The organism is Marinomonas sp. IMCC 4694 (assembly GCF_008122525.1).
Taxonomy (GTDB): domain Bacteria; phylum Pseudomonadota; class Gammaproteobacteria; order Pseudomonadales; family Marinomonadaceae; genus Marinomonas.
Map to the genome: position 1 here is coordinate 143,474 of NZ_VSRV01000001.1, position 14,925 is coordinate 158,398.

Here is a 14,925-nt window from a genome sequence, read left to right on the forward strand (position 1 = left end):
TTGGGTGATAAATGAAACGTCGAGCAAAACATCACAGGACGTTTGGTTAATAAATGCTTTATCGTCTACGTTATCAGATATGTCAATAGTAGCAAAATAACCAAGCCTGATGTTAGCGTGATATTATCGATTTCTAAGATGTTTGATCATTTAGCGCCGTCTATTGTGCGGTTTTTTGCCTGCTTTACCCGGTATTCCAAGGGCTTTTGCTCGGCGCTCTTTTTTTGACGGTTCACGTTTTGTCTGCGTATTTGAGGTTTTATTGAGGTCTGGCTCAAACCCTGGCAGCCATTGCACAATAAACGGCTCGCCGACCAGTTTTTCAATGTCGGTTAATAAATAGCGTTCTTTTTCTGCCACCAAGCTCACTGCTAAGCCAGCCGAGCCGGCGCGACCGGTGCGACCAATGCGATGAATGTAGTCTTCCGCGTTGTAAGGCAATTCGTGATTGACCACATACTGAAGTTGGTCGATGTCGATGCCTCGGGCGGCCACATCCGTCGCAACCAGCGCACGCACTTTGCCCGCTTTGAAATCCGCCAGCACGCGATCACGGGCTCCTTGGGATTTGTCACCATGAATGGCTTGAGTCGCGATGCCGTCTTTTGCCATTTCTTTGGCAAGCTCGTCGGCGCCTTGTTTGGTGCGGGTGAACACCAGCACCTGCTGCCAGTTTTTCGAGCCGATCAAAAAGGACAAGAGCGCGCTTTTTCGATCTTGGTCAACTGCATAAACTCGTTGTTCAACCTGAGTCGCTGTCGTGTTTCGGCTGTCTACCTCGATCAGTTTAGGGTCGCGCAATAACGTTTTGCTCAGTGCGAAAATCTCATCGTTAAAGGTCGCCGAGAAAAATAAGGTTTGGCGCTCAGCGGGCAGCGTTTTCAAAATGCGCTGAATGTCGATGATAAAGCCCATGTCGAGCATACGGTCAGCTTCGTCGAGCACCAAGGTTTGCAGCCGGCTTAGATCGATTAAATTTTTCATCAATAGCTCAAGCAAGCGCCCTGGCGTGGCGACCAACACATCGCAGCCTTGTTTGAGCGCATCAAGCTGCACATTGATGCTGGCACCGCCGTAAGCAACGACCGAGCGAATGGGCAAGTTGTTGCTGTATTTCACGAAGCTGGCGTGCACTTGTTGCGCCAGTTCGCGAGTCGGTGTGAGCACCAATACCTGAATGCATGCGGTGTTTTTTTGCAACAGAATCCGGTGCAACAGTGGCAAAGCAAAGGCCGCCGTTTTACCGGTGCCCGTTTGCGCACCCGCCATAAGATCCGTGTGCGCCAGTACCGCAGGAATGGCGGCCTGTTGAATCGGTGTGGGCGTGTTGTAGCCAAGGGCCGTAACCTGTTGAAGAAGATCTGGGTGAAGGCCTAACGACGCAAAGCTCATGGGGAATCCGTTTAATTAAAAGAAAAGAAGTGAGTGATAAAAAGCGACTCGTAAGTCGCGCTAGTGTAGCTGAAAAAGACAGGGAAAAAACCAAAAGCAGGGCGCGATGTGAGGCCTGCTTTCGGTTAAATAGCTGAGAATCACAAATTAGGCTTCTCGATACGCCAACATGGCCGCGGCCAAATCTTCGCGAGAATCCCCCACGGATTTAAACAAGGTGATGGCGTGATCGGGTTGCTCCAGCGCGGCTCGGCCAAGGTGAGTGTTACCACACAATTCGGTTAATTCAGCGTGAATATCCGTGGCCTTAATGGCGCCTTCTTTAATCGGCATGATCAAGTCACCGGTTTCGGCCAAAGCACCAGCGCGGGTATCAACAAAAATCGCGGCGGCTTGCATCGCGAGGTTATCCACTTCGCGCATGTTTGGGGTGAAACTGCCGACCAAATCCACATGAACGCCCGGTTTTAGCCAGCTTCCTAACAAAATGGGCTCGTTGGCGAGTGTTGCGCAGCTGATGATATCCACCTTTCCTGCCACGTCGGGCAACTGCTCTGTAGTGCAAACGCGCGCGTCTAGGCCTTGCGCTTGTAAATCGGCCGCAAACTCAGACGCCGCAAGGGAGGTTCTGCCCCAAACCCACACGGTTTTGATCGGGCGAACACGGCAATGAGCCGGTACCAAATGCTGCCCCATGCGCCCTGTCCCCATCATCAGCATGCTACTTGAATCCGCCCGAGACAAATAAGACGACGCCAGCGCCGAGGCCGCCGCGGTGCGAATCGCCGTGATCACATTGCCGTCCATTTGCGCCAGCGTTTGACCGGTTTTGCCACAGCTTAGCGTGTAAAGGCTGGTTAACCCAGGCAGATTGTGTGCGTTGTTGCCAGGAAACACGCTGACTTGTTTCACGCCAAAGTATTGGCCCTCGATCCAAGCGGGCATCAATAACAAGGTCGCCTGCGGCGCATTCGGCACATCGATAAAATGATGATGGCGAACGGGAGAATGCACATCGGCGACAAAAATATCGCGTAACGCATCGATGATCTTCGGCCAAGTAAGGCGGGCGCGTAACATATCGGCAGAAATTAGCATGGTAACAGCTCCTGTGGAAAACCCTAAAAAGTGAAATATTTAAATCAGTAATACAAATAAACAGTACAGATAAACAGTACAGATAAACAATAAGAGTCGATTCAAACTCAGTCGCTTCTATTCTAGCAGGATAGAGTCAAGGAAAGATGACGTAAACAACGATACGCTGCACAGACCATAGCGTTTTTTCGAACACATCGGGAGTTCTAGAAGGCGCTTAAGTCCCCAATATAAAAAACGATATCACGTGATTAAATTACATAAATTTACATTATATCAATCTGGATATTTTTATTTCCTTAATATTTTAGTAAAGATTTTAATGGCGGTGTTTTTTAGTTGGTTTTTTCTATAAAAAACAGATGGTTATCTTTCGTTAAGAAAATGTGAAGAAATTAAGTAAAAAAAATGCAGACTTTGAATTAAATACAGATACTTTTTCGCAAGCCGTCGGTGATTCAACCTACGACCAAGGTGGCCGTGTTGCTGTTAATGCTTCCAGCACCCACACATCAGGCGATAACTTTGTAACGGCTAAAGGAACAGTGTTACTGACAACCGACGGAACCACCGGCGTAGATGATGCTTACATTCAAATGGGTAATAGCACAGTGAGTGTTCAAGCAGGTCGTTTCGAAGGTGTAAACCTATTCCCTCTAGGCAAAGACACCATGGTTTCACATGCTGGCGATGTGACAGTTTACAATGCGGGTGATGTACGTGGCCGTGCGGGCAGCAAAGGTGGTCAGTTTGCCTTGCACGTTAATGCCAGTGATAGCGTTAAATTCGAAGTAGACACGATTTTTGGTGATGCCGATTCTAAAGCAGGTGCTCATACATCGGCTGTCTCAGGTATTCGTCCATCGGTTTCTTTCACGACAGACATGGCTACATTTACAGTGGGCTATGAAAGCGTTAAATACGATTTAACTGGCGGCGGCGATGTTAACAAATCTGGTTTTGGTGCCACTGTTAACTTTAACGTGGGTGATGCCAACATTAACCTTGCCGCTACGTCTGGCAAAGATGACAACACAGACCAAAAAGTATCCTCTCTTGCGGCCAACATGACCTACGGTAACTTTGGCCTAGGCGTGATCAGCTCTAGTGAGGACAATACTACAGGCAGTGATCCTTCTGTGATGACAACTTATGTTGCTTACACCATGCCACTTTTGGACATTGATAACGCATCCGTTACCTTAGCGGGTTCTTACTCAACAGCGGATGATGTGGCTGTTGGTACGAACGATAAAACCACCGCTGCTCGAGTTCGCTTTAACTATAGCTTCTAATACGATAGTTAAAAATAAGAACAATATTGCTAGTTACCCCCTTTTCTAGCGATATTGTTCTTTCCTCGTTTCTACGCCTTCCTGTTTTCCACTCGTTTTTCTGTTGACTCGTTCCCACGCTCCGCGTGGTAATGCATATATAAACTTTTGGCTTACAGTGAGCAAATACTGTGCAGGTGATTGTTTTTCTCAGTAAGCCCCCAATCAAGTGTTCATCCTTGATTTCAAGATTAAAACAGATTCCGGAGTACGTTATGTCACAGTCAGAAAACACCCTTTTCAGTGCAGTCCAACTTGGCGATGTTGCCTTGGCCAATCGTTTTGTCATGGCGCCGCTAACCCGCACCCGCGCACCCGGTCATTTGCCCAATGCCTTGATGGCGGAATATTACGGACAGCGCGCCAGCACCGGCTTGATCATCACCGAATGCACCATGGTGACGGAAGACACCTCGGCATTCGGCGACGATCCGGGCATTTACTCGCAAGCGCAAATCGACGGTTGGAAGTTGACCACAGACGCCGTGCATCAAGCGGGCGGCCATGCCTTTATGCAAATTTGGCACGCTGGAAGAGCCGCACATCCTTTGTTGAACGGCGGTAAAGAAGCGGTAGGTCCGAGCGCCATTGCAATCGACGGCGAGACGCACACCGCAGAGGGCAAAAAGCCTTACACAGTGCCTCGTGAATTAACCGTCGCCGAGATCAAAGCCATTGTGAACGATTTCCGCCAAGGGGCGATCAATGCCAAAGCGGCGGGGTTTGATGGCGTTGAAATTCATGGTGCCAACGGTTATTTACTTGACCAATTCTTGCGCGACAGCGCCAACCAGCGTACCGACGAATACGGCGGCTCGATGGAAAACCGAGCGCGTTTCTTGTTCGAAGTGATTGAAGCCGTGACAGAAGTGATGGGCAGTGGCCGAGTCGGCGTGCGCTTGTCGCCATTGAACAGTTTCCAAAGCATGAAAGACACGGACCCATTGGCGTGGACGCGCTTTTTGGCAGAGCAATTAAACCGTTTCAACTTGGCGTATGTTCACCTGATGCGTGCCGATTTCTTTGGGATTCAGCAAGCTGACGTAGTGAGCGTCGCACGCGAAGCGTACCAAGGTCACCTGATGGTCAACATGGGCTACAGCCCAGAAGAAGCCCAGCAAGTGATTGCCTCTGGCCAAGCCGACAGCGTGGCATTTGGAACAGGCATTTTGGCGAACCCCGACTTTGTCGAGCGTGTCAAACAAGGCGCTGAGCTGAACCAACCGAACCCAGACACTTTTTACACACCAGGCGCGGTTGGTTACACCGATTATCCGTTGATGAGTGCCTAGTAATTTATTCGTGCTTAACGACCGTGGTATAAACACCTTATCAAAACGCCAAGGCTGCCGTGCCGTCTTGGCGTTTCTTTTTGTCAGTCAATAAAAATAGGGCGTTATTGTTAATGTCCCAGATTCCCTGTAAATTTTAGTTCGCCGTATAAAGAATGGAATTTTTATGACACAGCTGACTTCAAACTTCTCTTTCTTAAAAGAGCACGACCCGCTTTTCGTTGAGTTGGCTTCCTCAGCAGAACGCGCTTTCGTTGGCGACCCAAACACCACCTTGCTGAAATTGCGTCAATTGGGCGAGGCCTTAGCCCAGCATATTGCGGTACTGGCAGGCATTCCCTTCGATGAGCAAACCTCACAAGCGGATCTGCTCTATAAAATACACCGTGAATTGAAGTTAGAGCCGGTAGTACGAGAGCTGTTTCACACCTTGCGCATTGAAGGCAATAAAGCCAACCACCAATTCAAAACCAAGCACAAAGAAGCCATTAGCGGCTTGGTTGTCGCGCGCAAATTAACCATCTGGTTCCATCAATCTTTTGGCGAAGCGGGAGTCAAATTCAAGCCTGGCCCTTTCGTTGCCCCGACAGACCCCAGTGAGCAGCTACGAAAACTGCAAGGTGACATTGCTCAGTTAAAAAATGATCTGCAACAGGCCAATCTTGATCTGGATTCCAGCCAGCAACTCAATGAGCTGGTGGCCAAAGAAAAAGACGAATACGAAGCGCTGGCTCATGCGATGGATGAAGAATCCCGCGCATTGGCTGAGCAAGCCGCGGCACATGAACAGGCATTTACGCAACAGCAGCGAGATTACGAAGCCAAAATTCAGGCACTTCAAGCTCAGCTGGCCAGCCAAGATGACACCACACAAGCAACTCAACGTCAGCAATTAAACACCAATACGCAGGCCGCCACGCAACACATAGTGTTAGACGAAGCGTTAACCCGTATCTTGATTGACCAACAACTCACCGAAGCGGGTTGGATGGCAGACAGCGAAGCCTTCACCTTCCGCAATGGCACCAGACCCGAAAAAGGCAAAAACATCGCCATTGCTGAGTGGCCCACAGAATCTAATGGCGTCGCTTTAAAAAAAGAAATGGGCCGAGCCGATTATGTGCTGTTTGCCGGTTTAACGCCCATCGCTGTGGTCGAAGCGAAAAAAGAAAACACCAATGTCGCCGGTAAGATTTCCCAAGCAGAACGTTACAGCAAAGCTCTAAACGTCTTACCACCCATGCAAGGCGCCTGGGAGTTGGCCGGCATGACAGTCGCCTGGCCCGATGAAAACGAGGGCCATTACAAGGTGCCTTTTGTCTATTCCTGCAACGGTCGCCCTTATGTGCCCCAGTTAGCGGAACAATCCGGCACTTGGTTTCGTGATGTGCGCGATTTTGCCAACATTAAGCGCGCACTGCCGGGCTTTTATACGCCGGTCGGCTTGCTCGATCTGCTCAAACGCAGCAAAGAGGCGGCCGAGCAAACACTCAAAGCGGAACCATTCGGCTACTTAAAAGTGCGTGATTATCAGCAAAAAGCCATAGTGGCCGTTGAAAATGCACTCTCCCGTGAAGTGCGCAGTGCCTTGCTGGCGATGGCAACAGGCACCGGTAAAACACGCACCATCATTGGCTTAATGTATCGCTTTTTAAAAACGGAACGTTTTAAGCGCATCTTGTTTTTGGTGGATCGTACCGCATTGGGGCAACAAGCCATCGATGCCTTTAACGAAGCGCCCCTTGAGCAAAATCACACCCTATCTAAAATCTACAACGTGGCAGAGCTTGGGGATATGACAACGGCGGCGGAAACTCGTGTTCAGGTAGCCACTGTACAAGCCATGGTGAAGCGCATTTTTATGAGCGACACCCCGCCGCCCGTCGACCAATTTGATTGCATTATTATCGACGAAGCACACCGCGGCTACACACTCGACCAAGACATGACAGAAGGGGAAATAGCCACGCGCGATGCCAGCCAATACCTGTCCAGTTACCGTCGTGTATTGGAGTACTTTGATGCGGTCAAAGTGGCATTAACCGCCACCCCCGCCAAACACACCAGCGACATTTTTGGCAAACCCGTTTACACCTACTCTTATCGCGAAGCCGTGGCGGACGACTGGCTGATCGACCACGAGCCGCCCATTCGTTATGAAACCCTACTGACTCAACAAGGCATCAACTTTGCCAAAGGCGATCAAGTCAGTGCGATCAACACGCAAACCGGCGAAGTGCAAAGTGCCGAATTAGACGACGAGCTAAGCTTTGACGTAGATGCGTTTAACCGACGAGTCATTAACGAAAATTTCAACCGCGTTATCTGTGAGCAGTTAGTACAGGAGCTAGACCCGTTTGGCGACGAAAAAACACTTATCTTTTGTGCCACCGACTTACACGCCGACATGGTCAAGCGGTTGTTAGATGAAGCCTTTAAAGACCTCTATAACGGCGAGTATAACCAAGCCGCGGTCGCCAAGATTACCGGCCAAAGTGACAAAGTTGACCAACTGATCCGCCAATACAAAAACGAACGCTACCCGAACATTGCCATCACGGTGGACTTGCTGACCACCGGCATCGATGTGCCTACCATTTGTAATCTGGTCTTTATGCGTCGCGTAAAATCACGGATTTTATACGAGCAAATGATCGGCCGTGCGACTCGTCGCTGCGATGAAATCGGCAAAACGGTCTTCCGTATTTACGACCCTGTCGACATTTACGCCGCCCTTGCCGATGTGAATACCATGAAGCCTCTGGTGAGAGATCCGAACATTACATTGGAGCAATTGGTTGGTGAAATGACGAATCCAGAGCAGTTAGAGCGGTCGCTAAACGCCCCTGGAGATACGCCTGAACAAAGCCACGCCGATGTGGTGCTGAGTCAACTCAGCCAGAAGGTGATGCGAGTACTGCGTAAAGCCGAGAAAAAAGCCGAAAACAAACCGGCACTCAAGCAAAAACTTGGTGAACTACAAGAATTATGGGGCATTGAACCCAAAAGCCTGCACAAACACCTAAACGCGCTAGGCCCTAAGTCAGCCGCGACCTTTATCAACCAGCACAGTGGCTTATTGAACCAATTAGCCGACGTGAACCGCTTGCTAGGCAGTGATCGTCAACCGGTGATTTCTGAACATCACGACGAGATCAAAGAACGCACCCAAAGTTACGGCGAACACCAAAAACCGCAAGACTACCTAGACAGTTTCAATCAGTTTATTAAAGCACAACTGAACCAAAATACGGCACTTTCAGTTGTAGTCAAAAGGCCTAGGGACTTAACTCGTGAACAGTTGAAAGCTATCACACTCCTTCTCGATGGAGCTGGTTATTCAAATGTGAGCCTTCAGGCTGCGGTTCGTAAGCAAACAAATCAAGATATTGCAGCTAAGATAGTGGGACATATTCGTCGTGCTGCATTAGGTGAGCCTCTAATTCCATTTGAGCAACGAGTCGCGCAAGCCATGCAACGCATTTACCAAAGTCACAACTGGCTGCCAACACAACGAAAATGGCTAGAGCGCCTAGCCAAACAACTGGTACACGAAGTGATTATTGATAGAGAATTTGTTAATAGTCGTTTTTCTGATTACGGTGGAGCTAAACAGTTTGATAAAATATTGGGCAATCAACTGGATAGCGTACTGGATGAACTTAGTGACGCTATTTGGCCACAGAAAAGTGCTTAGAGTTGCCTCTATGAACAATTCAAAAACACATAGATGCTTCAAGGAAAGTTTGAAAAATAGAAATCATTTCACCATTATTCGCCAAGGATCAGGCTTGATTAAGTTTACTTTACTACCTATAATTTTGCGCAATACACCCGCCAAGCCTATGGTTCTTGTAACTACGCTCAAATCGTGCGGGTTTTTTATGCCTGCAATTTGCCTGAACAAAATCGAGAGAAGGCAATGATAGCATTCAACAAACCTGCAATAACCCCTGAACAACAGCTTACTTTGTTAGAAAAACGCGGGCTGACTATTTTTAACCACTCCCGCGCGTTGGCATTTTTACGATCCGTGAGTTTCTTTCGTCTAACGCCCTATATGCGACCTTTTCAGGAGAATGCTCAGCATAATTTTATTGCCGGCACCTGCTTTCGTCAGTTGGTAGAAATATATGATTTTGATAGACGACTACGTTTATTAGTGATGGACGCCATTGAACGAGCGGAAGTCGCTATCCGTGGTCATATTAGCAATCATATGGGCACTGCCTATGGGAGTCATTGGTACCTTGAAGCAACCTATTTTAAAAACAGATCACAGCATGATCGTTTATTAAATGACATTCGCAGTAAGCAAGAAAATGAGCTTCGTGATTACCACAAAGAATGTGATCGAATAGATAAGCTCAAAACAGACGATGCCCGTAAAGCTAACTTGAAAAGCAAACGGCAACAAGAAAGCTACGCTAGGCATTATGCGTTAACCTACACAACTCCTGAACTCATACCTAATTGGGCTATGGTAGAAGACATCACCTTGGGTACGCTGTCCTATTTATACAAAAACCTCAGTAAAGACAGCGATAAAAAGCATATTGCTAGGGGATTAGGGCTAGAAGCCCCGTTACTTGAGTCTTGGCTGCATACCTTAACCACGGTGAGGAACCTATGCGCTCATCATAGCCGCCTTTGGAATCGAGAACTGGGCATTAAGCCGGCCGTGCCGAAAAGTAACCGAATTGCATGGCCAAACTATTTGAGAGAAGGCAGTGCAAGTTTGCATACCCGTGCAGCGGTGATTCTACCCATATTGCAACATTTTATGACTCATTGCGCGCCGCATGCCAGCTGGAAACAACGCTTAATTGAGCTCTTTAATGAGTTCCCGAATACACCTTTAACCCCTATGGGTTTGCCAAATGATTGGCAGTACGACCCATTTTGGCAAAACACCTAAGAGACCTTTTATGACCAACAACGACATCGTTCAAAAACTCTGGAATCTGTGCGACGTATTACGCGACGACGGGATTAATTACAGTGATTACGTAACAGAACTCGTGCTGCTGTTGTTTATAAAAATGGTGCATGAAAACACCGAAGCCGGCACGATTAAAAAGCACCCTTTGCCGGAAGGCTGCCGCTGGACCGACATCAGCGAGAAGTCGGGCATTAACTTATTAAACGATTACAAACGCATCCTGTTAAGCCTTTCCACGGGCAAAGACGCCGACGGCAATCTAGTGCATGATGATCTATTGATCAGTGCGATTTACGCCGATGCGCAAACGCGTTTGCGTGAGCCGCGCCATTTAGAGCAAATGATCAAAACCCTCGACCACATTGACTGGTTCAGCGCCGCCAAAGATGGCCTTGGGGATTTGTACGAAGGCTTACTAGAGAAAAACGCCAGCGAGACGAAATCCGGTGCGGGCCAGTACTTTACTCCGCGCGCCCTAATCAACAGCATGGTGCGTTGCGTTAAGCCGCAAATTGGTGAAATCATACAAGACCCAGCGGTCGGCACGGCCGGTTTTCTCGTCGCCGCCGACCAATACATGCGCGAGCAAACCGACGATTACATGGACTTAACGGCCAAAGAAGCCGAATTCCAGAAAAACCAAGCGTTTGTTGGCGTAGAACTGGTGCCCAATACGCGCCGTTTGGCCTTAATGAACTGCTTATTACACGGCATGGAAGGCGACGACGAAGGCGTGGTGCATTTGGGCAACGCCTTAGGTGACGCCGGTAAAGCGCTAAAATCGGCGGATATTATCCTTGCCAATCCGCCCTTTGGCACCAGTAAAGGCGGGGAAGCCAGCAACACCCGCGACGACCTCACCTACAAAACCAGCAACAAACAGCTGGCGTTTTTGCAGCACATCTACCGCAACCTAAAACCCGGTGGCCGCGCCGCCGTGGTATTGCCAGACAACGTCTTGTTTGAAGCCGGCGTGGGCACCGACGTACGCCGCGACCTCATGGACAAATGCAACCTGCACACGATTTTGCGCCTGCCTACTGGAATTTTCTACGCACAAGGGGTGAAAACCAATGTGCTGTTTTTTACCAAGGGATCGGCGGCCGACACGTTTCAGATGGAAAATTGCACCGAGAATGTCTGGGTGTACGACCTGCGCACCAACATGACCAGCTTTGGTAAACGCACCCCCTTTGGCGACAACCATTTAGCGCCGTTTGAAGGGGTCTATGGCGAGAACGCCGACGGCATCAGCCCCCGCAACGAAGGGGAATACAGCTTCAATGTGCAGGACGCACGAGTGTCGCCAGAGGCAGGGATGCCGGAAGCGACGGGTGCGGAAGAGATTGCCGTAGACAAACAAGCGGCTGTGGAAAACGAAAACGTCGACGACGATCTACTAAAAAGCCGCTGGCGTTGCTTCAGCCGCGACTGGATACGAGACACCAAAGGCGACTCGCTGGACATCAGCTGGTTAAAAGACAAAGACAGCGTCGACGCCGCCGACTTACCCGAACCCAGCGTACTCGCCCGTGAAGCCAAAGACGAACTCGCGGCCGCCATGAGTGAGATTGATGAATTGTTGGCAGCGTTGGAAGGGGTGAATTAATGAGTGACGTTAATTTGCCGGAAGGATGGGCTAAAACTAAAGTAATTGATATCGCAGATATTAACCCCAAAAAAATAGATGCTGACCCTGAGGTTTTATCTGGTTTTATTCCAATGTCACATGCTCCTACAGATTTTAACGGGGCTTTATTTTTTGATGAAAAACCATGGGGCGATATTAAAAAATCATACACGAACTTTAAAGACAATGATGTCATTGTTGCTAAGGTCACTCCATGTTTTGAGAATGGAAAAGCAGCCATCGTTCAGGGTTTGCCAAATGGGATCGGTGCTGGGAGCTCTGAGTTTTATGTTATTCGTCCAGCTAATCAGGAAGTGTCGACACGTTTTCTATTTTCTATTGTAAAGTCACATAAATTTTTACGGGAAGGTGCTGAAAATATGACTGGTGCTGTTGGCCTTCGTCGAGTTCCCCGTGCTTTTGTTGAAAACTTTGGAGTGCCACTCCCACCTCTCGCCGAGCAAAAAGTCATTGCCGATAAACTCGACACCTTGCTGGCACAGGTCGAAACCACCAAAGCCCGTCTCGAACGTATTCCCAACATCCTAAAAACCTTCCGCCAATCCGTCCTCGCCGCCGCTGTGAGTGGGAAATTGACGGAAGAGTGGCGAAGTAATACCAAGACCAAAACTACTCTTGAATTTATGGACTGGAAATGGGGCAATATACCATCTACATGGAAAGTTAAATTATTTCCTGAGCTAGTAGATAGCCGACTGGGAAAAATGCTGGATCAGGCAAAAAACACAGGGATACCTACCAAGTATATTGGGAATATTAATGTTCGTTGGTTTAGTATTGACTTAAATAAGACACAAGAAATATTGGTATCTGAGAATGAGATTAAAGAGCTGTCTTTAAAGATTGGCGATGTTTTGATTTGTGAGGGTGGGGAGCCAGGAAGGTGTGCTATTTGGGATAATGATTTCGATGAGCCGATTGTATTTCAAAAAGCATTACATAGAGCAAGAGTGAAAGTAGAAATCCTCCCTGAATGGCTGACGATGAATATTAAAAACGACTGTGACATGCTGACTATGGAACAGCTATTCACTGGAACAACAATTAAACATCTGACAGGGAAAGCTCTCAAGAGGTATCCCATAAGAGTCCCTCCCCTCGAAGAGCAAACCCAAATCGTCCGCCGTGTTGAAGAGCTCTTTGCCTTTGCCGACGCCATCGAGCAAAAAGCCAATGCGGCTCTTGAGCGCGTCAACAATCTCACCCAATCCATCTTGGCCAAAGCCTTCCGCGGTGAACTCACGGCCGATTGGCGCGCGGCAAATCCTGAGTTAATCACCGGCGAGAACTCCGCCGACGCCTTGCTGGCAAAAATCAAAGCCGAACGTGAGGCGATGAAAAAACAGCCTAAGAAAAAAGCGGCGACAAGAAAAATCCAGTAGGCATGACCACGCTCCGCGTGGGAACAAAGAAACAACCGTGGTATAAACACTTTATCAAAACGTCAAGGCTGCGGCTTTGGCGTTTCTTTTTGACTTGTTAAGGCAACCACATCGTGACGACTACACTTTCTTTGACCTCCAAACTGCCCGCCACGGGCGTGACGATTTTCACTAAGATGTCGGCGCTGGCCAATGAAAAAGGGGCGATTAATGTATCCCAAGGTTTTCCAGATTTCCCGCCCGATCCACGCTTGCTAGAACGCGCTTCTCAGGCGCTGTTAACGGGCAATAATCAATATTCTCCGATGACGGGGCTGCCATTATTGCGGGAAGCGATCGCGGGTTTGATAGCGCGTCATTATGGCCGCACTGTTCATGTTGCCGACGAAATCACCGTGACCAGCGGCGCGTCGGAAGCGATTTTCGATGCCATTATGGCGCTGATCAAACCGGGCGACGAGGTGGTGTTGTTCGACCCCGCCTACGATTTGTACGAGCCGGCGGTGACCTTAGCTGGCGGTGTGTGCAAGCGGGTGACCTTGGCGGCACCGAATTTTCGTCCGGATTGGCACGCATTCCGTGAAGTGCTGAGCGACAAAACGCGTTTGGTGTTGATCAACTCACCACACAACCCGACCGGCAGCTGTTGGTTGGCAGACGATTTAGAGCAATTATGGCAAGCGGTTCAGCACTGTGATCTGTATGTGTTGTCGGACGAAGTGTACGAATTTATCCAGTTTAACGAAAAGGTGGTGAGCGTTCACAAACACCCAGAACTGGCTCTGCGCAGCATTGTGGTGTCGTCGTTTGGCAAAAGCTTTCATTTGACCGGCTGGAAAGTGGGTTACGTGGTTGCGCCCGCCAATATCACCGCAGAATTGCGCAAGGTTCATCAATACGTGACTTTTTGCACCGCGACGCCTTTGCAACAAGCCTTGGCGGAGCATTTGCTGGCCTTACCGGAAGAAAGCGCGGGGCTGGCGGGGTTTTATCGTCAAAAACGCGACTTACTGAGAAACGCCTTGGCAAACAGCCGGTTTCATTTATTGCCCTGCGATGGCACCTATTTTCAGCTATTGGACTACCGCGATATCAGCGATTTGGATGACGTGGCGTTTTGCGAATGGCTCATTGATGAAATTGGCGTTGCGGCGATTCCGATCAGCGTGTTTTATCAAACACCGCCTGACAACCAGCGAGTGATTCGTTTGTGCTTCGCCAAAACAGACGACACCTTAGTCGAAGCGGCTCAGCGCTTGAGTGCGCTGTCGCCGAGTTTTTCCTAATCAGCTTGGCATGGTGTCAAAGGCGGGAATGTCTTCAATGTGCTCATCCCAGTTGGCTTTGCTGCCCATAAAAATGTGCGCTTGTGGCAACATGTCTACATCGGTATCCAAACAACCTGCTGGCACAGCGATCAGCCCACGGGTTTGGGTCGCGTCGGTCGGTACATTGGAGCCACAAATCGAGCAAAACGTGCGCGCAAAAAACGTGTCTTTAAGATGGTAAAAACTCAATGCGTCTTCGCCACTTAACCACGTCAGCGTACCGCCCGGTGCAAACAAATTCGCGCAATGGTTACTGCCCGAGGTTTTACGACAGCGTGTGCAATGGCACAGAATAAAGCGTTTAAAGTCGCCTTCTACTTCAAATTTGACCGCGCCACATTGGCAAGATCCCGCGTGTGAATGGCTCATAATAAAGTGCTCTTTGTTATTAGATGCGTGTGATGACAGGGCAGTGCTTCATGCTTGATGGAGGATAGTAAAGCCTATGCAGCCATAAAAAAAGGGATCAATACGTTTTGAAGTGACACAAGAAGTGGCTCGTTCCC

General features: G+C 49.0%; 10 protein-coding genes. 7 read left to right on the plus strand and 3 right to left on the minus strand.

Annotation, left to right across the window (positions count from 1 at the left end):
• Positions 1-150: 150 nt before the first annotated feature.
• Both FXV75_RS00665 and FXV75_RS00670 read right to left on the minus strand, forming a co-directional pair.
• Positions 151-1,392, minus strand: a complete 1,242-nt coding sequence (locus tag FXV75_RS00665; protein WP_148830686.1) for a DEAD/DEAH box helicase — start codon at positions 1,390-1,392, stop codon at positions 151-153.
• 147 nt (positions 1,393-1,539) lie between these two features.
• Positions 1,540-2,490, minus strand: coding sequence for an ornithine cyclodeaminase family protein (locus tag FXV75_RS00670; protein ID WP_148830688.1), 951 nt, complete (start codon positions 2,488-2,490; stop codon positions 1,540-1,542).
• A 386-nt stretch (positions 2,491-2,876) separates the two neighbouring features.
• Here FXV75_RS00670 and FXV75_RS00675 point away from each other — a divergent pair, with 386 nt between their 5' ends.
• The 7 genes from FXV75_RS00675 to FXV75_RS00705 all read left to right on the plus strand — a co-directional run bounded on the left by FXV75_RS00675 (position 2,877) and on the right by FXV75_RS00705 (position 14,377).
• Positions 2,877-3,785 carry a carbohydrate porin gene (locus FXV75_RS00675; RefSeq protein ID WP_148830690.1) on the plus strand — a complete coding sequence of 303 codons (909 nt, stop codon included), beginning with the start codon at positions 2,877-2,879 and terminating at the stop codon, positions 3,783-3,785.
• Positions 3,786-4,039: 254 nt separating this feature from the next.
• Entirely contained in the window at positions 4,040-5,116 is a 1,077-nt protein-coding gene (locus tag FXV75_RS00680; protein WP_148830692.1) for an alkene reductase, read from the plus strand.
• A 166-nt stretch (positions 5,117-5,282) separates the two neighbouring features.
• Positions 5,283-8,813 (plus strand): type I restriction-modification system endonuclease, encoded by a 3,531-nt coding sequence (gene hsdR / locus FXV75_RS00685; RefSeq protein WP_148830694.1) that lies wholly within the window; start codon positions 5,283-5,285, stop codon positions 8,811-8,813.
• A gap of 225 nt (positions 8,814-9,038) precedes the next feature.
• Entirely contained in the window at positions 9,039-10,034 is a 996-nt protein-coding gene (locus FXV75_RS00690) for an Abi family protein (protein WP_148830696.1), read from the plus strand.
• 10 nt (positions 10,035-10,044) lie between these two features.
• Positions 10,045-11,667: an N-6 DNA methylase gene (locus tag FXV75_RS00695; RefSeq protein ID WP_148830698.1), complete on the plus strand. Its 1,623-nt coding sequence runs from the start codon at positions 10,045-10,047 to the stop codon at positions 11,665-11,667.
• The gene (locus tag FXV75_RS00700) at positions 11,667-13,091 is read left to right on the plus strand and encodes a restriction endonuclease subunit S (protein WP_148830700.1); all 1,425 of its coding nucleotides are present in this window, start codon (positions 11,667-11,669) and stop codon (positions 13,089-13,091) included. Before FXV75_RS00695 ends, FXV75_RS00700 begins: the two co-directional genes overlap by 1 nt.
• 113 nt (positions 13,092-13,204) lie before the next feature.
• A complete protein-coding gene (locus FXV75_RS00705) occupies positions 13,205-14,377 on the plus strand; it encodes a methionine aminotransferase (RefSeq protein WP_148830702.1) in 1,173 nt (390 codons plus the stop codon).
• On the opposite strand, the gene FXV75_RS00710 is transcribed toward FXV75_RS00705, so the two are convergent.
• The gene (locus FXV75_RS00710; RefSeq protein ID WP_148830704.1) at positions 14,378-14,788 is read right to left on the minus strand and encodes a GFA family protein; all 411 of its coding nucleotides are present in this window, start codon (positions 14,786-14,788) and stop codon (positions 14,378-14,380) included.
• Positions 14,789-14,925 lie beyond the last annotated feature (137 nt).

Bases quoted from the DNA above. Each gene is read 5' to 3' on its own strand.
- FXV75_RS00665 (WP_148830686.1), bottom strand. From the start codon at position 1,392: ATGAGCTTTGCGTCGTTAGGCCTTCACCCAGATCTTCTTCAACAGGTT.
- FXV75_RS00670 (WP_148830688.1), bottom strand. From the start codon at position 2,490: ATGCTAATTTCTGCCGATATGTTACGCGCCCGCCTTACTTGGCCGAAG.
- FXV75_RS00680 (WP_148830692.1), top strand. From the start codon at position 4,040: ATGTCACAGTCAGAAAACACCCTTTTCAGTGCAGTCCAACTTGGCGAT.
- hsdR (WP_148830694.1), top strand. From the start codon at position 5,283: ATGACACAGCTGACTTCAAACTTCTCTTTCTTAAAAGAGCACGACCCG.
- FXV75_RS00690 (WP_148830696.1), top strand. From the start codon at position 9,039: ATGATAGCATTCAACAAACCTGCAATAACCCCTGAACAACAGCTTACT.
- FXV75_RS00695 (WP_148830698.1), top strand. From the start codon at position 10,045: ATGACCAACAACGACATCGTTCAAAAACTCTGGAATCTGTGCGACGTA.
- FXV75_RS00700 (WP_148830700.1), top strand. From the start codon at position 11,667: ATGAGTGACGTTAATTTGCCGGAAGGATGGGCTAAAACTAAAGTAATT.
- FXV75_RS00710 (WP_148830704.1), bottom strand. From the start codon at position 14,788: ATGAGCCATTCACACGCGGGATCTTGCCAATGTGGCGCGGTCAAATTT.